The organism is Variovorax sp. P4_B11, from assembly GCF_056402355.1.
In genome coordinates this window covers 43,980-63,930 of the sequence record NZ_JBFUHO010000005.1, presented here as the reverse complement: position 1 = coordinate 63,930, position 19,951 = coordinate 43,980, and the positions used below count along the sequence as shown (strand labels likewise).

The 19,951-nt window shown below is 69.2% G+C and carries 20 protein-coding genes and 1 tRNA gene; 6 read left to right on the top strand and 15 right to left on the bottom strand.

All coding sequences use genetic code 11. The features are described from left to right. Window positions 1-20 precede the first annotated feature (20 nt). Window positions 21-974, top strand: coding sequence for a prolyl aminopeptidase (gene pip / locus AC1DYD_RS07345; protein WP_478172093.1), 954 nt, complete (start codon window positions 21-23; stop codon window positions 972-974). A 224-nt stretch (window positions 975-1,198) separates the two neighbouring features. On the opposite strand, the gene AC1DYD_RS07340 is transcribed toward pip, so the two are convergent. Continuing rightward, a tRNA-Ser gene (locus AC1DYD_RS07340) sits at window positions 1,199-1,288 on the bottom strand. 47 nt (window positions 1,289-1,335) lie between these two features. After that, window positions 1,336-2,667: a serine--tRNA ligase gene (gene serS / locus AC1DYD_RS07335; RefSeq protein ID WP_478172092.1), complete on the bottom strand. Its 1,332-nt coding sequence runs from the start codon at window positions 2,665-2,667 to the stop codon at window positions 1,336-1,338. Between the two features lie 66 nt (window positions 2,668-2,733). Here serS and AC1DYD_RS07330 point away from each other — a divergent pair, with 66 nt between their 5' ends. Then, window positions 2,734-3,150: a VOC family protein gene (locus AC1DYD_RS07330; protein WP_478172091.1), complete on the top strand. Its 417-nt coding sequence runs from the start codon at window positions 2,734-2,736 to the stop codon at window positions 3,148-3,150. Between the two features lie 238 nt (window positions 3,151-3,388). Here AC1DYD_RS07330 and AC1DYD_RS07325 read toward each other — a convergent pair whose 3' ends face one another. The 3 genes from AC1DYD_RS07325 to AC1DYD_RS07315 are packed head-to-tail and all read right to left on the bottom strand — an operon-like array spanning window position 3,389 to window position 5,771. Then, the gene (locus AC1DYD_RS07325; RefSeq protein ID WP_478172090.1) at window positions 3,389-4,354 is read right to left on the bottom strand and encodes a threonine/serine dehydratase; all 966 of its coding nucleotides are present in this window, start codon (window positions 4,352-4,354) and stop codon (window positions 3,389-3,391) included. Then, complete coding sequence (gene ispH, locus AC1DYD_RS07320; protein WP_478172089.1) at window positions 4,351-5,316, bottom strand: 4-hydroxy-3-methylbut-2-enyl diphosphate reductase; 966 nt, start codon at window positions 5,314-5,316, stop codon at window positions 4,351-4,353. Before ispH ends, AC1DYD_RS07325 begins: the two co-directional genes overlap by 4 nt. Then, entirely contained in the window at window positions 5,313-5,771 is a 459-nt protein-coding gene (locus AC1DYD_RS07315) for an FKBP-type peptidyl-prolyl cis-trans isomerase (RefSeq protein WP_478172088.1), read from the bottom strand. Before AC1DYD_RS07315 ends, ispH begins: the two co-directional genes overlap by 4 nt. 64 nt (window positions 5,772-5,835) lie before the next feature. Between AC1DYD_RS07315 and radC the strand changes: the two genes are divergently transcribed. The 4 genes from radC to AC1DYD_RS07295 all read left to right on the top strand — a co-directional run bounded on the left by radC (window position 5,836) and on the right by AC1DYD_RS07295 (window position 9,803). Beyond that, window positions 5,836-6,513, top strand: a complete 678-nt coding sequence (gene radC / locus AC1DYD_RS07310; RefSeq protein ID WP_478172087.1) for a RadC family protein — start codon at window positions 5,836-5,838, stop codon at window positions 6,511-6,513. Between the two features lie 74 nt (window positions 6,514-6,587). Then, window positions 6,588-7,265, top strand: a complete 678-nt coding sequence (locus tag AC1DYD_RS07305) for a response regulator transcription factor (RefSeq protein ID WP_478172086.1) — start codon at window positions 6,588-6,590, stop codon at window positions 7,263-7,265. Then, complete coding sequence (locus AC1DYD_RS07300; RefSeq protein WP_478172085.1) at window positions 7,265-9,130, top strand: sensor histidine kinase; 1,866 nt, start codon at window positions 7,265-7,267, stop codon at window positions 9,128-9,130. The genes AC1DYD_RS07305 and AC1DYD_RS07300 overlap by 1 nt, the downstream gene beginning before the upstream one ends. A 16-nt stretch (window positions 9,131-9,146) precedes the next feature. Further along, window positions 9,147-9,803: a Smr/MutS family protein gene (locus tag AC1DYD_RS07295; protein WP_478172084.1), complete on the top strand. Its 657-nt coding sequence runs from the start codon at window positions 9,147-9,149 to the stop codon at window positions 9,801-9,803. A 144-nt stretch (window positions 9,804-9,947) separates the two neighbouring features. Here the strand turns inward: AC1DYD_RS07295 and AC1DYD_RS07290 are convergent, their stop codons facing one another. The 10 genes from AC1DYD_RS07290 to fdh3B form a co-directional block, all read right to left on the bottom strand. Further along, a complete protein-coding gene (locus AC1DYD_RS07290; RefSeq protein WP_478172083.1) occupies window positions 9,948-10,361 on the bottom strand; it encodes a group II truncated hemoglobin in 414 nt (137 codons plus the stop codon). A gap of 96 nt (window positions 10,362-10,457) precedes the next feature. Beyond that, window positions 10,458-12,869, bottom strand: a complete 2,412-nt coding sequence (bamA, locus tag AC1DYD_RS07285) for an outer membrane protein assembly factor BamA (protein WP_478172082.1) — start codon at window positions 12,867-12,869, stop codon at window positions 10,458-10,460. A 133-nt stretch (window positions 12,870-13,002) separates the two neighbouring features. After that, window positions 13,003-13,320 carry a hypothetical protein gene (locus tag AC1DYD_RS07280; protein ID WP_478172081.1) on the bottom strand — a complete coding sequence of 106 codons (318 nt, stop codon included), beginning with the start codon at window positions 13,318-13,320 and terminating at the stop codon, window positions 13,003-13,005. Window positions 13,321-13,413: 93 nt separating this feature from the next. Next, window positions 13,414-13,977, bottom strand: a complete 564-nt coding sequence (locus AC1DYD_RS07275) for a GNAT family N-acetyltransferase (RefSeq protein WP_478172080.1) — start codon at window positions 13,975-13,977, stop codon at window positions 13,414-13,416. Window positions 13,978-13,990: 13 nt separating this feature from the next. Further along, entirely contained in the window at window positions 13,991-16,507 is a 2,517-nt protein-coding gene (locus AC1DYD_RS07270; RefSeq protein ID WP_478172079.1) for an ABC transporter permease, read from the bottom strand. 46 nt (window positions 16,508-16,553) lie between these two features. After that, entirely contained in the window at window positions 16,554-17,420 is an 867-nt protein-coding gene (locus tag AC1DYD_RS07265; RefSeq protein ID WP_478172078.1) for a formate dehydrogenase accessory sulfurtransferase FdhD, read from the bottom strand. After that, window positions 17,417-17,836 (bottom strand): hypothetical protein, encoded by a 420-nt coding sequence (locus tag AC1DYD_RS07260; protein WP_478172077.1) that lies wholly within the window; start codon window positions 17,834-17,836, stop codon window positions 17,417-17,419. The genes AC1DYD_RS07265 and AC1DYD_RS07260 overlap by 4 nt, the downstream gene beginning before the upstream one ends. Continuing rightward, a complete protein-coding gene (locus AC1DYD_RS07255; protein WP_478172076.1) occupies window positions 17,833-19,065 on the bottom strand; it encodes a formate dehydrogenase subunit gamma in 1,233 nt (410 codons plus the stop codon). The genes AC1DYD_RS07260 and AC1DYD_RS07255 overlap by 4 nt, the downstream gene beginning before the upstream one ends. 13 nt (window positions 19,066-19,078) lie before the next feature. Next, on the bottom strand, window positions 19,079-19,330 hold the full coding sequence (locus tag AC1DYD_RS07250) for a hypothetical protein (protein WP_478172075.1): 252 nt from the start codon (window positions 19,328-19,330) through the stop codon (window positions 19,079-19,081). Next, complete coding sequence (gene fdh3B / locus AC1DYD_RS07245; protein WP_478172074.1) at window positions 19,327-19,950, bottom strand: formate dehydrogenase FDH3 subunit beta; 624 nt, start codon at window positions 19,948-19,950, stop codon at window positions 19,327-19,329. The genes AC1DYD_RS07250 and fdh3B overlap by 4 nt, the downstream gene beginning before the upstream one ends. Between the last annotated feature and the right edge of the window lies 1 nt (window position 19,951).

Below are 19,951 nucleotides of genomic sequence, written 5' to 3'. Positions count from 1 at the left end.
GAGAACACCACCACCCGACCATGACGACGCTTCGTTCGCTCTATCCGCCGATCGAGCCCTACGACAGCGGCCTGCTCGATGTCGGCGACGGACACACGGTCTATTACGAGCGCGTGGGAACCCCCGGCACCAAGCCGGCCGTCTTCCTGGACGGCGGGCCGGGCGGCGGCATCTCGCCCGAGCACCGCCGGCTGTTCGACCCCGCGCGCTACGACCTGCTGCTGTTCGACCAGCGCGGCTGCGGCCGTTCGACACCGCATGCCGGGCTCGAGGCGAACACCACCTGGCATCTCGTCGCCGACATCGAGCGCCTGCGCGCACGCGTGGGCGCCGACCAGTGGCTGGTGTTCGGCGGTTCGTGGGGCTCGACGCTGGCACTGGCCTACGCGCAGACGCACCCCGAACGGGTCAGCGCGCTGGTGCTGCGCGGCATCTACACGGTGACGCGCGCGGAGCTTGCCTGGTACTACCAGTTCGGTGTCTCGGAGATGTTCCCGGCGCAGTGGGAGCGCTTCCAGGCGCCGATTCCCGAGGCGGAGCGCGGCGACATGATCGGCGCCTACCGCAAGCTGCTCACCGGCGACGACACCGAACGACAGCTGGAGGCGGCCAAGGCCTGGAGCGTCTGGGAGGGCGAGACCATCACGCTGCTGCCCGATCCCTCGATCTCGGCCGCGCACGGCGACGGCCATTTCGCGCTGGCCTTCGCCCGGCTCGAGAACCACTACTTCGTGCATGGCGCCTGGCTGGAAGACGGCCAGCTGCTGCGCGACGCCCATCGCCTGCATGGCATCCCCGGCGTGATCGTGCATGGCCGCTACGACATGCCCTGCCCGGCCCGCTACGCCCATGCGCTGCACAAGGCCTGGCCCGAGGCCGAGTTCCATCTGATCGAAGGAGCCGGACACGCCTGGTCGGAGCCGGGCATCCTGGACCAGTTGATCCGGGCGACCGATCGCCTGGCGCGTGCTTGAATCGAGCTGGCGGCACGGCTCGCACTGACCGGCCCTGACCCGCAGGGCGGAACTGCCTGTTTTGGAGGCATCGCGTCGGAAGCCAAGCCTGGAGCCCTTCCCCGGAGTTGCTCCTGCGCTTGTCCACAGGGCTGTCCACGGGGCCGGTGGAGAACAGGGCTTCGGCCTCGCGAACTTTCGGTTTGCGAACGGGCAAAAAAAATGGCCCCTTGCGGGGCCATTCCTGGAGGAGAGGGAGGGATTCGAACCCTCGGTACGTTCGCACGTACGCCTGATTTCGAGTCAGGTACATTCGACCACTCTGCCACCTCTCCGGTGTCTGTCGAGCCCGCGATTATAGCAGAGCTTCTGCGCCGCTTTTTCAGCCGCGCAGCACTTCGAGGCCGCCCAGGTAGGGCCGCAGCGCCGCCGGCACCCGGATCGAGCCATCCTCGTTCTGGTGGTTCTCGAGCACCGCGACCAGCGTCCGTCCCACCGCGAGGCCGGAACCGTTGAGCGTGTGCACCAGTTCGTTCTTGCCCTGCGCATTCTTGAAGCGAGCCTGCAGCCGGCGGGCCTGGAAGGCCTCGCAGTTCGACACCGAGCTGATCTCGCGGTAGGTGTCCTGCGCCGGCAGCCAAACTTCGAGGTCGTAGGTCTTGGTCGAGCCGAAGCCCATGTCGCCGGTGCACAGCAGCACCACGCGGTACGGCAGCTCGAGCGCCTTCAGCACCGCCTCGGCATGCCCGGTCATGGCTTCCAGCGCCTCGTAGCTCTTGTCCGGGTGCGTGATCTGCACCATCTCGACCTTGTCGAACTGGTGCTGGCGGATCATGCCGCGCGTGTCGCGCCCGGCGCTGCCGGCTTCCGAGCGGAAGCACGGCGTGTGCGCAGTCAGGCGGATCGGCAGCTGGGCTTCGGCCAGCACTTCGTCGCGCACGAAGTTGGTGAGCGGCACTTCGCTGGTCGGGATCAGGTAGAGCGCCGCATGGTCGGGCGCGGGCTCGCCGTCCTGGCCGCCCTTCTTGGCGGCGAACAGGTCGCCCTCGAACTTGGGCAGCTGGCCGGTGCCGCGCATCGAGTCGGCGTTGACGATGTAGGGCACGTAGCACTCGGTGTAGCCGTGCTGCTCGGTCTGCAGGTCGATCATGAACTGCGCCAATGCACGGTGCAGCCGCGCGATCGGGCCCTTCATCACCGTGAAACGCGAACCCGACAGTTTGGCACCCATCTCGAAATCGAGGCCCAGCGGGGCGCCGAGATCGACGTGGTCCCTGGGCGTGAACGCGAGCGCGGTCGCGGCTGCGCCATCGCCACCCTGCGGGCTCCAGCGGCGCACCTCGACGTTGGCATGCTCGTCCTCGCCGACCGGCACGCTGGCATGCGCCAGGTTCGGCACCGCCAGCAGCAAGGCCTGGAGCTCGGGCTGGATCGCATCGAGCCGGACCGCCGAGGACTCCTGCTCGGCCTTCAGCGCGTTGACCTCGGCCATCAGCGCGTCGACCGACTCGCCCTTGGCCTTCAGCGGACCGATCTGCTTGTTGAGGGTGTTGCGGCGCGCCTGGATCTCCTCCGTGCGGGTCTGCAGGGTCTTGCGCTCGGCTTCGAGCGCGCTGAACTTCGCGACGTCCAGGTAGGTCTGGTTCTTCTTGCGCGTTTCGAGGCGGGCAACGACCGACGGCAGGTCCTTGCGTAACAGTGTGATATCGAGCATGGACGTGATTTTAGGTGCGCGTAGGATCGCATTCGCTCCCCCTCAATCCCCCAAGGAGTTGTTGCGATGCAAGCCTACCTGACCTTCAACGGCAACGCGGCCGAAGCGCTCGCGTTCTACGCCCAGGCCCTGGGCGGCAAGATTCTCTTCAGCATGACATTCGGCGAAAGCCCGATGGGTGCCGAGACACCGGCCGACCACAAGGGCAAGATCATGCATGCCACGCTGGAGGCCCGCGGCCACCAGCTGATGGCGTCCGATGCGCCGCCCGGCTACCCCTTCAAGGGCTACCACGGCTTCTCGCTGTCGGTCCAGGCCAAGGACGTGAAGGAAGGTGAGGAGCTTTTCAACGCGCTCGGCGCCGGCGGCAAGGTCACGATGCCCTACGCGCCGACCTTCTGGTCGACCGGCTTCGGCATGCTCGAAGACAAGTTCGGCGTGCCCTGGATGGTCAACTGCGAGCAGCAGCCCGCCCAGGCCTGAGAGTTTCCCCGCGTCGCGTGCGATCCACGGTGCACGAACACACCGGCCGGCGAAGCCTGGCCCCTTCGTGAAACACCGCGGAACCGGCTCCGCCGGGCCGCTGGTGTTGCCCCCGGCAGGGGGCTGAGGAGCCGCGGCTCCAAGCCTGCCTGCGCAGGCTTGGACGGCTCCGAAGAGCCGCTGCCTCTGGCAGCGACTCGAGGCGGCTACACGAAGTGAGCCAACCTGGGGGCGAGCTCTACGCTAGCGTCGCGGGGTCGACGTTGGCGCCGCAGATGATCAGGCAGACCTTCTCGCCTTCGCGCGGCACATAGGCGCCGCTCTGCAGGGCCGCCAGCGGCAGCGCCGCAGCCGGCTCGACCGCCAGCTTCAGCTCCTTCCACAGCCAGAGCTGGGCGGCGCGTATCGCCTCGTCGGACAGCAGCAGCGCGTCGCGCACATGGCGCTGCGTGATGTCCCAGGCGATCGCGCCGATGCGCCGCGCGCCGAGCGAATCGGCCGCGACGCCGCCGACCTCGACATCCACCGGCTCGCCGGCCTCGCGCGCGCGCACCAGGGTCGGCGCGCGCTCGGGCTCGAGGGCCACGACGCGGCTGCGCTGTTCGAACCAGGCCGCCAGGCCACCGATCAGGCCGCCGCCGCCGACGCTCACGAGCACCGCGTCGGGCAGGCCGCCCTGCTGCTCGATCTCGCGCCCGAGCGTGCCGGCACCGGCCACCACTTCGGGCTGGTCGTAGGCATGCGTCAGCAAGGCGCCGGTTTCGCGCTGGCGTTCGAGACAGGCAGCCAGCGCGTCGGAATAGGCCTCGCCGCCGACGACCACCTTGGCGCCGAGCATGCGCAGCCGGGCCCGCTTGGCCTCGGGCGACATGTTGGGCAGGAAGACCTCGCAAGGCACGCCCAGCGCCTGCGCGGCCGCGGCGGTGGCGATGCCGGCATTGCCGCCGGACGCAATGATCGCGCCGCTGGCCGGAATCTCGTTGGCCAGCAGCCGGTTCATCATGCCGCGCGCCTTGAAGCTCCCGCTGGCTTGCAGATGCTCGAGCTTGAGCCAGATTTCGACGCCCGGCGTCGCCACGCCCAGCGCCCGGCCCGAGAGCTTCCACAGCGGCGTCTCGCGCAGGAAATGCGGCGCGCGTCGATGGATCCGGCGCGCCGCCGCCTCGACGTCCCCGCGCCAATCGTGCTGGACGCCGCCGCTCACGAGATATGCCCCGGTGCCGGAATGTCGTCGAGCTTGAGCCCCTTGGGCAGCGGGAACTTGAGGGTCTCCTGGATGCCGTCCATCTTGCGCACCGACACGGCGCCGAAGGCCTTGATGCGGTCGATCACCTCGCGCACCAGCACCTCGGGCGCCGAGGCACCCGCCGTGAGGCCGACGCGGCGCTTGCCCTCGAACCATTCGGGCCGGAGTTCGGCCGCGGAGTCGACCATGTAGCTTTCGGTGCCGAGGCGCTGCGCGAGTTCGCGCAGCCGGTTGCTGTTGGAACTGGTCGGGCTGCCGACCACGATCACCAGGTCGACCTGGGGGCTCAGCATCTTCACGGCGTCCTGCCGGTTCTGCGTGGCGTAGCAGATGTCCTGCTGCTTGGGCTCGCGCGCATTCGGGAAGCGCGCGCGCACCGCGGCCGAGATCTCGGCCGCGTCGTCGACCGACAGCGTGGTCTGCGTCACGACCGCCAGCCGCTCGGTTTGCGCCGGCGCCACGAGCGCCACGTCCGCCACGTCCTCGACCAGATGGATGCCGCTCGACAGCTGGCCCATCGTGCCCTCGACCTCGGGGTGTCCCTTGTGGCCGATCATGATGAACTCGTAGCCTTCCTTCGCCAGCTTGGCCACCTCGACGTGCACCTTGGTCACCAGCGGGCAGGTGGCGTCGAAGATCTCGAAGCCGCGCTCGCGCGCCTCGGCCTGCACCGCCTTGCTGACGCCGTGGGCGCTGAACACCAGCGTCGAGCCAGGCGGCACCTCGGCCAGGTCCTCGATGAAGACCGCGCCCTTGGCCTTGAGCTCGTTGACCACGTAGGTGTTGTGCACGATCTCGTGGCGCACGTAGATCGGCGCGCCGAACTTGGCGATGGCGCGCTCGACGATCTCGATCGCACGGTCGACGCCGGCGCAGAAGCCGCGCGGCTCGGCCAGGATGACTTCCTCGATGCCTTTCACAGCACGCCGATCAGCTTCACCTCGAAGGTCACGGGCTGACCTGCGAGCGGATGGTTGAAATCGAAGCGCACCGCGGTCTCGTTCGACTCGATGACCGCGCCCGCATAGCTGCCGGTACCGTCCGGGGTGGGGAACTGGACCACGTCGCCGATGGCGTACTGCTCGTCCGGATCGCCGATCTGCGTCAGCAGCTTGCGCGCGACCCATTGCTGCATGTCGGCATTGCGCTCGCCGAAGGCTTCGCCCGCCGGCAGGTCGAAAGTGGCGTGCGCGCCTTCCGCCATGCCGATCAGGCGCTGCTCGACGGCCGGCGACAGCTCGCCGGTGCCGAGCGACAGCGTGGCCGGCTTGTCCTGGAAGGTGTTGATGATGTCGCCCGCGGGGCCGGCCAGCCGGTAGTGCAGCGTGAGGAAGGAACCGGGCGTGACGGCGGCGGCGGTGGAAATCGAAGACAAGGTAAGGGGTCCCTATAGACTGGGGCCCTATTTTAGGGAGTGGGGCTCGAACCCCGTATGCGCCATGTCTTTCAAGGACTTGCCGGATGGCGCGCGGCCGCGCGAAAGACTCATGGCGCTCGGTGCCGGCGCGCTCGCCGACGCCGAGCTGCTGGCGCTGCTGCTGCGCACCGGCCTGCGCGGCAAGAACGTGCTGCAGCTTGCGCAGGAGCTGCTCGACCGCTTCGATGGCCTCTCGGGCCTGCTCCACGCCGGGCTCGACGACCTCAAGCAGGTCAAGGGCCTGGGCGGCACCGCCAAGCGGGCCGAACTGGCGGCGGTGCTCGAACTGGCCCGCCGCGCCATGGCCGAGCGCCTGAAGGCGCGCACGGTGTTCGATTCGCCCGGCACGGTGACGCAGTACCTGCAGCTGCACCTGGCCGCCCGGCCGCATGAGGTGTTCGCCGCCTTGTTCCTGGATGCCCAGCACCGCCTGATCGCGATGGAAGAGCTGTTTCGCGGCACCTTGACCCAGACCAGCGTCTATCCGCGCGAAGTGGTCACGCGCGCGCTGCACCACCACGCCGCCGCGGTGGTGCTGGCGCACAACCACCCCAGCGGCTCCGTGGAGCCGTCGCGCGCCGATCAGTCACTCACCCAGACGCTCAAGGCCGCGCTCGCGCTGGTCGACGTGCGTGTGCTCGACCACGTGATCGTCGCCCGCGGCGGCACGCTGTCCATGGCCGAGCGCGGGCTGATCTGAGTGAATTCCTGCTTCTACGCATATTTCACGAAACGAAATGTAAGAATCGTCGGTTCAACCGACAATGCCAAGCCATGGAAGACATCTTGATCGTCGACGACGACCCGGCGGTGCGTACGCGCCTGGAACGCGTGGCCGCCCAGGCGGCCCCCGCGGCCCGCTGTGCGATGGCGGGCTCGCTGGCCGAGGCGCGCGAGCACCTGGCGCAGGGCCGCTTCGACCTGGCCCTGCTGGATGTCGGCCTGCCCGACGGCAGCGGCCTCGAACTGCTGCCCTGGTTGCAGGCCCACGCGCCGGCGGTCGATGCGGTGGTGGTTTCCAGCCTCGGCGATGACGCCACCGTGCTGCAGGCGATCCGCGGCGGTGCCGTCGGCTACCTGCTGAAGAACGGCAGCGACGTCGAGCTGGAGTTGTCGCTGGGCAGCATGCAGCGCGGCGGCGCGCCGATCGACCCCCTCATTGCGCGGCGCATCCTCCAGCTGATGGCCGCGCCGCAAGCGGGGCCGGCGCCCCTTGCTACCACGCACGCGGCGCCGGCGACCACGGTCCCCGCCCCGGCCGAGCTGAGCGCCCGCGAGAGGGAGGTTCTGCAGCTGGTCGCGCAGGGTCACAGCAACCGCGAGATCGCGCAGAGCCTCACCCTCTCCATCAACACCGTCGAATGCCACGCCAAGAACATCTACCGCAAGCTCGCGGTGCGCTCGCGCGCGGCCGCGATCTACAGCGCACGCGCGCAGGGCGTGCTGCCCTGATGCACTGGCTGGGACGGGTGCTCGGCGCCCTGCTGGCCGGCCTGTTCATTGTCTCGGCCGCCCACGGCGCCGCGCCCCCGACAACCGGCCATGGCTTCGACAGCATCGAGGCGGCCAGATCCGACTGGAACGCCAGCGCCCCGCCCACCGACGGCTGGACACCCGTCGGCCTGCCGGACGCCTGGGCGGCGCGCTGGCCGGGCTTCGATGGCGTGGTCTGGTATCGGCTGCGCTGGTCCGGGGGCAGCGGCGCCACGCAGCCGCCGCCGCTCGGCCTGCTGGTCGAATACGTCAACATGGCGGGCGCCGCCTATCTCAACGGCAGCCTCATCGGACGTGACGCCAGCCTGGTCGAGCCACTCTCCCGTTCGTGGAACCTGCCGCGCTTCTGGGTGCTCGATGCGCCGCTGCTGCGTCCGGACAGCAACGAGCTGCTGATCCGCGTCTCGGGGCTGTCGGCCTACCAGCCGGGGTTGGGCGCCGTGACCCTGGGCGCACCCGAGGCCTTGCGCCCGGCCTATCGCGAGTCGCTGCTGATTCGCCGCACCCTGCCACTGCTGGGCATCGGCCTGACCCTGGTCATGGGCGTGATGTACGGCATGCTGTGGCTGCTGCGCCGCAGCGAGCTCTCCTATGGATGGTTCAGCCTGTTCTCGCTGCTGTGGGTGCTCTACTCGTACAACTACGTCGCGCTCGACACCTGGCCCTTCGCCGGCACGAACGCCTTCCAGCGCGCCAACCACATGGCGTTGCTGGCCAGCATCGCCTGCTTCTTCATGTTCGCGCTGCATTTCTGCGAGTTGGCACGCGCGGGGACGCAGCGCGCGGTGCTTCTCGTCGGCGGTGCCGGCCTCGCGACCTTGATCGCCATGCCGCCCCCTTGGCTCGAGACCGCGCGCGACACCACCGTGCTGGTCGTCCTGTTCGGCTATTTCGCCAGCTGCGCGATCATCGCCAGGCACGCCTTCGTCTCCCGCCGGCTCGAAGTCGCCGTGCTCGCGGCCTGCCTGTTGCTGCCGGTCGCAGCCGGCGTCCACGACACGCTGATCTTCCTCGAGTGGCTGCCCGGCACCCGCTACTACGTCGCCTTGTCTTCGAGCGCGACGCTGGTCGGCATTTCGTTCGCGTTGACCTGGCGGATGGTCAAGGGCATGCGGCTGGTGGAGCACTTCAATGCCGAATTGCGGCAGCGGGTGGACGAGGCGACCCAGCGCCTGGCCGAGGGCTTGAAGCGGCAGCATGCGGGCGAACTGGTCCAGACCCGCCTGACCGAACGCCTGAGCCTGGTGCGCGACCTGCACGACGGCCTCGGCATGACGCTGAGCAGCCACATCCACACGCTGGGCAACCGGGCCGACGGTGGCGAAGACGGCGTGGCGCTGTGGGCGCTCAAGGAGGTCAACGACGACCTGCGCCTGATCATCGAGAGCTCGGCCTTCGACGACACCGACGAGCTGGCCGACCGGCTGGTGCCGCTGCGCCACCGCAGCACCCGCCTGCTGGAGGCCGCCGGCATCGAATGCCGCTGGCAACTCCAGGGCCTTCAGGGCTGCCGCCTCGGCGGCAAGCGCGATCTGGACTTCCTGCGCGTGCTGCAGGAGGCGCTGGCCAACGTGCTCAAGCACAGCGGCGCCACGCAGGTCGAGGTGCGCATCGAGACCGCCGCCGGGCAGGTGCGGCTTGCGATCCACGACAATGGGCGCGGCTTCGCAGGCGACGCCTCGTCGCCGTCGTCCGCGGGCATGGGATTGCAGAACATGCGCGCACGCGCCGCCCGCCTTGGAGGCACACTCGATATCCGCACCGGTGCCTCGGGCACGCTGCTGGAACTGCGTTGCGCGATCGAGGCGCGCGTCGCGGCCTGAAACTTGCTCGCCCTCCATGCCCGCCAAATCCAACAGCTTCAAGAGCCTCGCCGATCTCAAGCAAGTGCAGCGCTCGCTGGCCGAGCAGCGCCAGCGCGAGGCCGTCGAAGCGGCGGCCCGGGCGGCGTCGCAGCACAAGCGCCTGGCCGATCAGGACCTGTTCACGCGCGCGATCGGCAACACCCGGCCGCTGCGCAAGACCGCAACGGTAGCGCTGACCCCGGAGCCGCCGGCGCCGATCCCCGTGCAGCAGCAGCTCGACGACCAGCGCGTGCTGCGCGAGTCGCTGTCGGACGAATTCGACGTCAGCACCCTGCTCGACGCCGACGATGCGATGAGCTTCCGGCGCCCCGGCATCCCTACCGATGTCACGCGCAAGCTGCGCGCCGGCGAATGGTCGATCCAGCGCCAGCTCGACCTCCATGGCATGCGCAGCGACGAGGCCCGCGAGGCGCTCGGCGCCTTCATCCGCGAGGCCTGGAAACAGGGCGTGCGCTGCGTGCGCGTGGTGCACGGCAAGGGCCATGGCTCGCCGGGCAAGCAGCCGGTGCTCAAGGCCAAGGTGCAGCGCTGGCTGATCCAGAAGAACGAGACCCTGGCCTTCGTGCAGGCCAAGCCGGCCGAGGGCGGCGGCGGCGCGTTGGTGGTGCTGCTGGCGCCGTCGCGGCGCTGAACTTCAGGGCCGCGCAACCAGGCGCGCCATCGACAGCGCGTCCACGTAGACACCGTCGCGCAGCGCATAGCCGCGATGCACACCCTCATCGAGGAAACCGAAGCGGCGATAGAGATCCTGCGCCCGATGGCTTCATGCCGGCTTCTACCGGTTGCGCATCCAGTCCGCCGTCTGGAAGAACGACCCACGCAGCCGCTCGCGCAAATCGTCCGGCACCCCGGTCTCGCCCATCGCCTGGTCCATGCAGGCCAGCCACTCGTCGCGCTCGCGGATCCCGATCGTGTGGCCGCCGATGCTCTGCGGCAGGTGGCGCGCGCGCAGCATCGGATGGCCGAAGCGGTCGGTGTAGTGCTGCGGGCCGCCGAGCCAGCCGCACAGGAACCAGAACAGGCGCTGGCGCGCGTTGTCGAGCGAGCTGCCGTGCACCGCGCGCAGCTGCGCGTAGGCCGGCTCGAGGTCCATCAGGTCGTAGAAGCGCTCGACCAGCGCGTGGACCGCGGTTTCACCGCCGATCCATTCGAAGGGCGTGTCAAAAGGCGGTTTGTCCTGAATCTGCATGACCGCCATTGTCCCAAGACTTGCGGGACCGTCGGAGCCGTACCTGAAACACCCCCATTTTTCCGTCGGCAGCGCCCGGCTCCGGCGAGCCTGTTCTCAGAACGAGCTTCCGATCTGGAACTGGATCCGCTGCAGGCGGTCTGCGGCGATGTTGTTGGCCTCGTCCGCCTTCTGGTACTTGATGGGCAGCGCATAGGCGAGGCGCAGCGGACCCAGCGGCGAGATCCAGCTGATGCCCACGCCGGACGAGGCGCGAATGCCGTTCTGCGCCTTCCACTGCGCATCGCTCAGGCCGGCGCTGCGGTCCGCGAAGACATTGCCCGCGTCGACGAAGCCGTAGAGCCGCAAGGTGCGGTCGTTTCCCGCCCCCGGCAATGGCGTGCTGAACTCGGCGTTGACGATGGTCTTTCGCGTGCCGCCCAGCGCCCCGTCCGTGACGGCGTCGCGCGGGCCCAGGGAGCTGGTCTCGAAGCCGCGGATCGAACCCAGGCCGCCGGCGTAGAAGTTCTTGAAGATCGGAAAGCTGCTGCCGTCCAGCGCCCGCGCATAGCCCAGCTCCGCGTTCAAGGCCAGCGTGTACTGCTTGCTCAGCGGGACATACTGCTGCACCTGGTACTGGCTGCGTAGGTAGCGAAGCTCGTCGCTCAGGCCCAGTTCCACGCTGGCGGTCTGGTATCGCCCCCGGCTCGGCACCAGCGTGCTGTCGCGATCGTCGCGCGCCCAGGCGGCCGTCACGGGCACGCCAAGCAGGTTGCCTTGGGCGCACACCACGCTCGGGACCGTGCCCGTGCACTGGAAGTAGTCGAGGTAGGCCTGCGGCGTGGCCGTGTAGACATACGATCCGTTCACCAGGGTGTAGGTGCCGTTGCTGCCCGGCGTGAACTGGTAGCGCTCCAGGCCGAGGCCGAAATAGACCGTGTCCAGCTCGCTGAACGGCACGCCGAACTTGAGCAAGGCGCCGGTGCTGGCCAGCTTGTAGTTCCCGTCGGCCTCGTAGTACGGGCGCGTCACGGTATGGAACAGGCTGAAGGTGCGCGAAATGCCGCCCGGCGTGAAGTAGGGGTCGGTCGCCGAGATCGAGATCGACTTGTTGTACGAGCTGCCATTGACCTGCAGCCCGAGATAGTTGCCGGAGCCGAACACGTTCTCCTGCGTGATGCCGAAGTTCAACGAGACCCCGGTGCTGGAATAGCCCGCGCCGAGCTGGAGACTGCCGGTCGGCTTCTCCTTGAGATCGACCGTCAGGTCGACCTGGTCGGGCGTGCCCGGTACCTCCTGCGTGTCGACGCTGACCTCGGTGAAGTAGCCGAGCCGGTCGATCCGATCGCGCGACAGCTTGATCTTGTCGCCGTCGTACCAGGAGGCCTCGTACTGGCGGAACTCGCGCCGGATCACTTCGTCGCGCGTGCGGTTGTTGCCGCCGATGCTGACACGGCGCACGTAGACCCGGCGCCCCGGTTCGGCCTGCAGGCCCAACGTGACGCGGTGGTGGTCGCGATCGATCTCGGGCTGTGCATTCACGCGCGCGAAGGCATAGCCGAAGGTGCTGAAATAGTCGGTGAAGGCCTTCGTGGTCTGGGTCACCTGCTCGGCGTTGTAGGGCTCGCCGGGCTTGATGGTGACGAGGGTCTTGAACTCTTCTTCCCGGCCCAGGTAGTTGCCGCCCAGCTTCACGCCGGAGACCACGAACCTGTCGCCCTCCGTGAGGTTGACCGTGACCGAGAGGTCTTGCCGGTCGGGCGAGATCGCCACCTGCGTCGAGTCGATGCGGAACTCGAGGTAGCCGCGCGACAGGTAGTACGAGCGCAGCGTCTCGAGGTCGGCATCGAGCTTGGCGCGCGAATACTGGTTCGACTTGGTGTACCAGCTGAGCCAGCCGCCGCTGTCCTGCTCGAACAGGCTCAGCAGGGTCGACTCGCTGAAGTCCTTGTTGCCGGCGATGTGCACCTCCCGGATGTGCGCGGACTCGCCTTCGGTGACGGTGAAGCTCAGGTTGGCGCGATTGCGTTCGGTAGGCGTCACCGTGGTCACGACCTGCGCGTTGTAGAGGCCGCGGCTCACGTACTGGCGCTTGAGCTCCTGCTCGGCACGGTCGGCCAGCGCCTTGTCGTAGGCCCGTCCTTCGGCCAGGCCGACTTCGCGCAGGGCCTTCTTCAGGACATCCTTGTCGAACTCCTTGACGCCGCTGAACTCGACCTCGGCAATGGTCGGCCGCTCCTCGACGATCACCACCAGCACGTTGCCGCTGACGTCGATGCGCACGTCCTTGAACAGGCCGAGCTCGAACAGTGCGCGAATCGCGGCCGCGCCGCGCTCGTCATCGTAGGTCTCGCCCACGCGCATCGGAATCGAAGCGAAGATCGTTCCCGGCTCGACCCGCTGCAGGCCTTCGACACGAATGTCGCGTACGGTGAAAGGCTCGACCGCCCACGCGGCGGTGACCGACAACGCGCTCGCCGCGAGAACGATCAGGCTTCGCGCGCGCAAGCCGATGGGAAAAGTAGTCATGGACAGGGCAGCCCGCACGGCAGCGAGGCCGGCGGGGGTTTCAGCAGGAGAAGAAATGACCCGCGTGGGTCGGGAACCGCGGTGGCTAGTGCCGGAGCCGGCCTGCGGCGTCAGCCGGCAGCGCGGCGACGCGTCAACGTGCCGAAGCGATCAGTGCCCGCTCGGGGCCCGCCGGAGCCGTCGCCGTGCGCACGATGGGCGCTTCAGGCGCCACGGCGTCAGGCGCTGCCGCGCACCGCGTGCTGCCGCTGCCGCTGCCGCTGCCGCTGCCGCTGCCGCCCATGATCGGCGCCAGCGTGGAGAGGCTGCGGACGCAGTCCGCCGCGACGGCCCGCGCATCGTCCCGATGCTCGCAGGCGGTGAGAACCAAGGCGGCCAGGCTGGCGGCGGCCCCGGCCGCAACGCGGCGCAACAGGGGCGAGAAGTTGCATGAATCCAACAAATTGAGCATCAAGTCATCCGAACAATGAGATCGAACACCGAATGTGCTCGTCAAATTCGGAGGAAGCTGGTAGGTGCCGAATTCCAGCCGGAGGCGGACGGGCTAGGTGTTGAGTTGCCGCAGCCCGTCGGAGCGCTGCAGCCGATAGAGCTTGTGCAGGCGCAACGCATGGCCCACGGGCAATGCCGGGTGCTCGAAGACCCCATCGCTGCGCATGCCGAGGCGCTGCATGACGGCCTCCGAAGGCAGGTTCGGGACCGCGGTGAAAGCCACGATCTCAGGCAGGTCGAGGCGCTCGAAGCCCACGCGCAGCGCCGCGCGCGCCGCCTCCGTCGCATAGCCCCGGCTCCAGAAGTCATGCGCCAGCCGCCAGCCAATCTCGACGCAGGGCGAGAAGGGCAGATCGGGCCTCGGCACATTCAGGCCGACGCAGCCGATCAGCGCCCCGCCCGCGCGCTCCTCGGCGGCCCAGAAGCCCCAGCCTCTTTGCGCGATGTCTTCGGCGCAGCGATCGGCCATCGCGTCGCTCTCCGCGCGCGCGAGCGGCGCGGGAAAGAAGCGCATCACGCGCGGATCGGCATTGAGGGCCGCGAAGGCTTCGCGGTCGGCCGCTCGCCATTGCCGCAGGTGCAGCCGCGCGGTGTCGCACTCGATGCATTCGGCCATGCCGCAGGGCGCCCTATTCCGCCGCCTGCCGCAAGGTGGCCACCACCGGCCGCCGCAGCACCTCGCGCAGGCCCCACCAGCCGGCCGCGAGGGCCAGCACCGCACCGGCCAACGCGCCCGCGATCGGCACCAGCGGCGACGCGGTCCAGGTGAATTCGAACACGAAGCGCGCCAGTGCCCAGCCGATCACCGAGGCGACGATGCTCGCGAGGAAGCCGGCCAGCAGGCCGACGCCGGCGAGCTCCGCCCGCTGCACCTGCCGCAACAGGCTGGCCCGCGCACCCACCGCCCGCATCACGGCGAACTCGCGCGCCCGCTCCTCGCGCGTCGCGGTCACGGCCGCGAACAGCACCACCAGGCCGGCCGCCAGCGTGAAGCCGAACAGGAACTCGACCGCCCGGATCACCTGGTCGAGCACGCGCTGCACCTGGCCGAGGGTGGCGCTCATGTCGACGTTGGTGACGTTCGGGTAGCTGCGGACCAGCGCATTGTCGAAGCCCTTGACCTCGGGCGCGCGAAAGGCGCCCATGTAGGTGACCGGAACGTCGGCCAGCGCCGCCACCGTGTACATGACGAAGAAGTTGGCGTGCATCGAGCCCCAGTCGACCTTGCGCAGCGAAGTGATGTGGGCCTCGCTCTGCTGCCCGCCGATGTCGAAGCGCAGGCTGTCGCCGAGCTTCAGCCCGAGGGTTTCGGCCAGCCCCGCCTCGACGCTGAGTTCGCCCGCGGCATCCGGCTTCCAGGTGCCGGCGGTGATCTGGTTGTGCGGCGGCGCCTCGGCGCTGTTGCTGAGGTTGAACTCGCGGTCGACCAGCCGCTTGGCGCGATCCTCGCTGTAGTCGTCGGGCGAGACCGGCTTGTCGTTGATCGCGACCAGCCGGCCGCGGATCATCGGGTACCAGTCGAACTTCTGCACCCCGTTGGCGCGCAAGGTCTTCTGGAAGGCATCGCTCTGGTCGGGCATCACGTTGATCACGAAGCGGTTCGGCGCATCGGGCGGCGTGGCCTTGCGCCAACTCGCGACCAGGTCGGTACGCAGCAGTACCAGCAGGATCAGCGCCAGCAACCCGACCGCGAGCGCGCTCACCTGCACCACGGCGTAGGCCGGCCGGGCCGAGATCTGCCGCGTCGCCAGCACCAGCCAGCGCGGCGCCGTGTTCTCGTTGACGCTGCGCCGCAGCACCCACACCGCAAGCCAGCTCAAGAGCGCGAACACCGCCACCGCCCCCGCGAAGCCGCCGACCGCGATCAGTCCCAGCTTGAGGTCGCTGCTGGCCGCGACCAGCAAGGCCGCGAAGCCGGCCACGCCGAGCCCGAGCACCGCGATCGAGGCCGGCTTCAGGTTGCCGACATCGCGCCGGATGACGCGCAGCGGCGGCACTCGCGCCAGCTGCAGCACCGGCGGCAGCCCGAAGGCGAGCAACAGCGTGAGCCCGACGCCGAGGCCGAAGGCCACCGGCCACAGGGTTGGCGCCGGCAGCGCGCTCTCGACCAGTCCGGCGAGCAGCAGCACGAAGACGTAGTGCACGCCATAGCCGATGGCGACGCCGATCGCGCTGGCAATCAAGCCGATCACCGCGAACTCGAAGGCATAGGCGGCGGCGATGGTGCGCTGGCTCTGGCCCAGCACACGCAGCATCGCGCAGTCGTCGAGGTGGCTGGCGGCGAAGCCGCGCGCCGCCAGCGCCACCGCCACGGCCGACAGCAGCGCGGCCAGCAGCGCCACCAGGTTCAGGAATTTCTCGGCCCGGTCCAGCGTCTGGCGCATCTCGGGCCGCCCGCTCTCGAAGGATTCGAGGCGGGCACCGCGCAGCTCGCCCTTCTTGATCGTCGCATCGACCTCGTCGCTGAAGCGCTTGACTGCGGCCGTGTCCCCCGCCACCGCGAAGCGATAGCTGACGCGGCTGGCCGGCTGCACGAGCCCGGTGCGGGCGATGTCGGCCTGGTTGAGCATGACGCGCGGCGCGAAGCTCATGAAGCCGGCGCCGCGGTCGGGTTCCAGCGTGATCACGCGCGCGATGCGCAGCCCGGCATCGCCGAGCAGCAGCGTGTCGCCGACTTTGAGCGCGAGCGATTCCAGCAGCGGCCCGTCGACCCAGGCCTCGCCCGGTGCCGGCACTTCGCGCGTGGGTTGTCCCGGACCGTCGGCGTCGACCGCGACCTGGACCGCGCCGCGCAGCGGATAGCCGGCCGCCACGGCCTTCAGCGCCACCAGCTTGGTGGCACCGCCCCGTGCCTCGCTGGCGCGCGCCATGGTCGGGAAGCCGTAGGTGCTCGCGCCCTGCAGGCCCAGCGCCCGGGCGCGTTCGACGAAGGCCTGCGGCGTCGGGTTGTCGCTCGCCAGCACCGCGTCGCCGCCCAGCAGCTGGCGCGCATCGCGCTGCAGCCCGCCCTTGAGCCGGTCGGCGAAGAAGCCGACCGCTGTCAGCGCCGCCACCGCCAGCAGCACGGCCACGATCAGGAGTCGGAGTTCACCGGCGCGCAGGTCGCGCCAGAGCGTGCGCCAGCCGAGGCGAAGAAAAGCAGTCATAGGCCCGACGATAGCCGAGCCGGCCGCGTCTGCGAAATGGAAGGATTTAGGGCTCGGCCTGGACCGCGCCGACGGCCTTTGCGCCGGCCAGAGCCGGCTGCAGCAGCAGCCGCTCGGCACCCGCGAAACAGAGGAAGCGGCGATTCGTCGCCCGCCCGATCGCGCACAGACCGACCCGGAGCGCGACCTCGTGCCCCATCTGCGTGATGCCGCTGCGCGAAACGACAATCGCCACGCCCATCTGCGACGACTTGATCACCATCTCGCTGGTCAGGCGACCGGTGGTATAGAACACGCGCCCCCCGGCGAGCTGCGGCTGCATCGCGATCCAGCCGGCAATGGTGTCGATCGCGTTGTGGCGGCCCACGTCCTCGACGAAGCACTGCATGCGCACCTGGTCGCCGGCCTCGAGCGTGAACAGCGCGCAGCCGTGCACCGAGCCGGCCGACTTGTAGGTGCTCTCCTGCAGGCGGATCGCGTTGACCAGCGCATAGAGCTGTGCCTGGGTCATGCGCGTGTCGGGCAGCTGCAGGCTGTCGATGCCGGCCATCAGTTCGCCGAACACGCTGCCCTGCCCGCAACCGGTGGTGACCACCTTCTTCGCGGTGCGTTCCTCGATGCGGTCGATGCCGGCATGCGTCTTGACAGCCGCGGCGCCGACCTCCCAGTCGACCGTGATCGACTCGACGTCGGCTGCCGATTCGATCAGGCGCTGGTTCAGCAGGTAGCCCAGCACCAGCAACTCGGGCTGCGCGCCCAGGGTCATCAGCGTGACCAGTTCGCGGCGGTCGACGTAGATCGTCAGGTCGCGCTCGGCAGGAATGGAGACCCGGCCCGACTCGCCGTGCTCGTCGACGACCTCGACCTCGCGCGTGAGCGCTGCCCGGGCCTGGGTCAGCCGCGGCAGCGTCACTTCTTCGGCGCGGGGTTGGTCTCGGCCGAGGTCGGGTTCGAGCTCGGCGGAGAGCCCGCCATGGTCGCCGGCGATGGGGCGCCCGCAGCCTCGAGCGGCTTTGCCTGCGCCGCCGGCGGCGCAAAGGCGAACGGGCCGGGATCGGTACAAGGCGGGGTCGGCGTGGCCGGCGCCAGTTGCCGGCCGGCCGCGGCCGCCGCGTCGCGGTAGCGGGACGCAACGCGGGTCTGTGCCTGGCACAGCTGGTAGCTATCGACCTTGGCACTCCAGGCCGCCTTGGCCGCGGCTTCGGCCGCCTTGGCCTGGGCCTCGGGTGTCGGGGTGGGCGCCGGCAGCTTGGCGAATGCAGCCGGCGCGCCCGCCAGGACGGCGACCAGGCCAGCGGCCAGCGCGCAGTGGGGCAGCAGCTTCTTCATGAGGGACTTCCTTCGATCCGGATACCGGACGCCGATGGGGCGGCACGTGCCTGGGCGCTGCGCTCGGCCGGGATCTTGCCCGCCGCGATGTCGTTGTACCAATAGGCGTGATGCTCCCGGGCCCAGGTCTCGTCCACATAGCCCGTGCGCATCGCCTTGTAGGCGCCCTTCATGCCGATCGTTCCGATGTAGATGTGGCCCATGATCAGCGCCATCATGCACAGCGTCGCGACCGCGTGGATCATGTGGGCGACCTGCATCTGGGCCCGCGTGTAGACGAACCCGGGCAGCAGCTTGTCGAGGAACAGCCCCGAGCCGATGACCAGCACGCCGAGGAACAGCACGCCGCCCCAGAACACCGCCTTCTCGCCGGCATTGAAGCGGTCCGAGGGCGGCTCCTCGCCGCCGAACAGTCCGCCCCCCTTCTTGAGCCAGGCCAGGTCGTTCTTGCGCGGCAGGTTGCTGCGGAAGAAGGTGAAGACCATGAACAGCGTGGTCAGCACGAACAACGGGCCGACGAAGTTGTGTACGGTCTTCAGCACGTAGCCCAGGTAGCCGAACAGCGAGCCGCCCAGCACCGGCAGCAGGAAGAACTTGCCGAAAGCCATCACGATGCCGGAGATGGCGAGCGTCACGAAGGCAATCGCGTTCGACCAGTGGGTGGCCCGCTCGAAGGGCGTGAAGCGCTCGATCTTGCGGCCGGTCTCCTGGCCGTGCAGCCCGATCGGACCGCGCGTGAAATAGAAGATGGCCAGCGCCAGCAGCGTGACGAAGAGCAGCGCAGCACCGTACGGAATGATCCAGTTGTTGCGCACCTGGCGCCAGGCCTCGCCGGCGTTGGTGTAGAGCGAGCCGGGGTACTTCACGAAGCCCTGGATCAGGTTGCCGGCCTCGGGCGCCTCGTGCAGCGGCAGGCTGCTGAAGCCGGTCACGCCGCCGCTGACCTGGCGCCACATCGGCGCGTTGTTGCCCGGTTGCACCCGGTTGCGCTCGCCGTTGGTCTGGTTGAGGTAGTTCGGATCGGCGCTGGCCTCGGGTTTGACCTCGAAGATGTTCTGGCTGCGGATGCCGCCGGTGGCCTGCGCCGGCACGGCAGGCGCCGGCGCAGCGGCCGCGGCCGGCGCTTCGGCGACCGGGCCCGCGGCGACCGGGTTGGCGGTCTGTCCCACGGCCATGCCGCAGCCGAGCGCCGCGGCGGTCACCAGCAGCGCATTCAGCAGATGTCTCATGCGGCCTCCAGACTCAGTTGATCTTGTTGTATTCGTTCTGGCCGTTCTGCGCCCGCGTCTTGAGGTGCTGCTGCCAGGCGTTCGGGTCGCCCACCTGCCAGCCGGGGGCGGTGAAGGCGGTGCCGGTGTTCGGCTGTGTGCCGGTGCCGGTCCACGGTGCCGCGTCGATGCGCACGCCGTGCGCATTGGTCTGCAGCTTCTCGCCGCAAGCCCCCAGCAGCAGCGCCGCTGCGAGCAGCGCCGCGGCGGACCCGAGGCGCCTCATTTCGTGCCCCCGTTGGGCGGCGGCGTGCCGGCTTGCTGCGAGCCGTAGGCGGTGCCCCAGCCCCAGACTTCGGCACCCTTGCCGCGTGCCACCACGCGGGTGCGGAAGATGTCGGCCACGACGTCGCCGTCGCCGGCCAGCAGGGCCTTGGTCGAACACATCTCGGCGCAGGCCGGAAGCTTGCCTTCGGCCAGGCGGTTGCGGCCGTACTTCTCGAATTCGGCTTCCGACCCGTTGGCTTCGGGACCGCCGGCGCAGAAGGTGCACTTGTCCATCTTGCCGCGGGCGCCGAAGGTGCCCTGGGCCGGGAACTGCGGCGCGCCGAAGGGGCAGGCGTAGGAGCAGTAGCCGCAGCCGATGCAGACGTCCTTGTCGTGCAGCACCACGCCTTCTTCGGTGCGGTAGAAGCATTGCACCGGGCAGACCGCCATGCAGGGCGCGTCGGAGCAGTGCATGCAGGCCACCGAGATCGATTTCTCGCCCGGCACGCCGTCATTGAGCGTGACCACCCGGCGGCGGTTCACGCCCCAGGGCACCTCGTTCTCGTTCTTGCAGGCCGTGACGCAGCCATTGCATTCGATGCAGCGCTCGGAATCGCAGACGAACTTCATTCTTGCCATG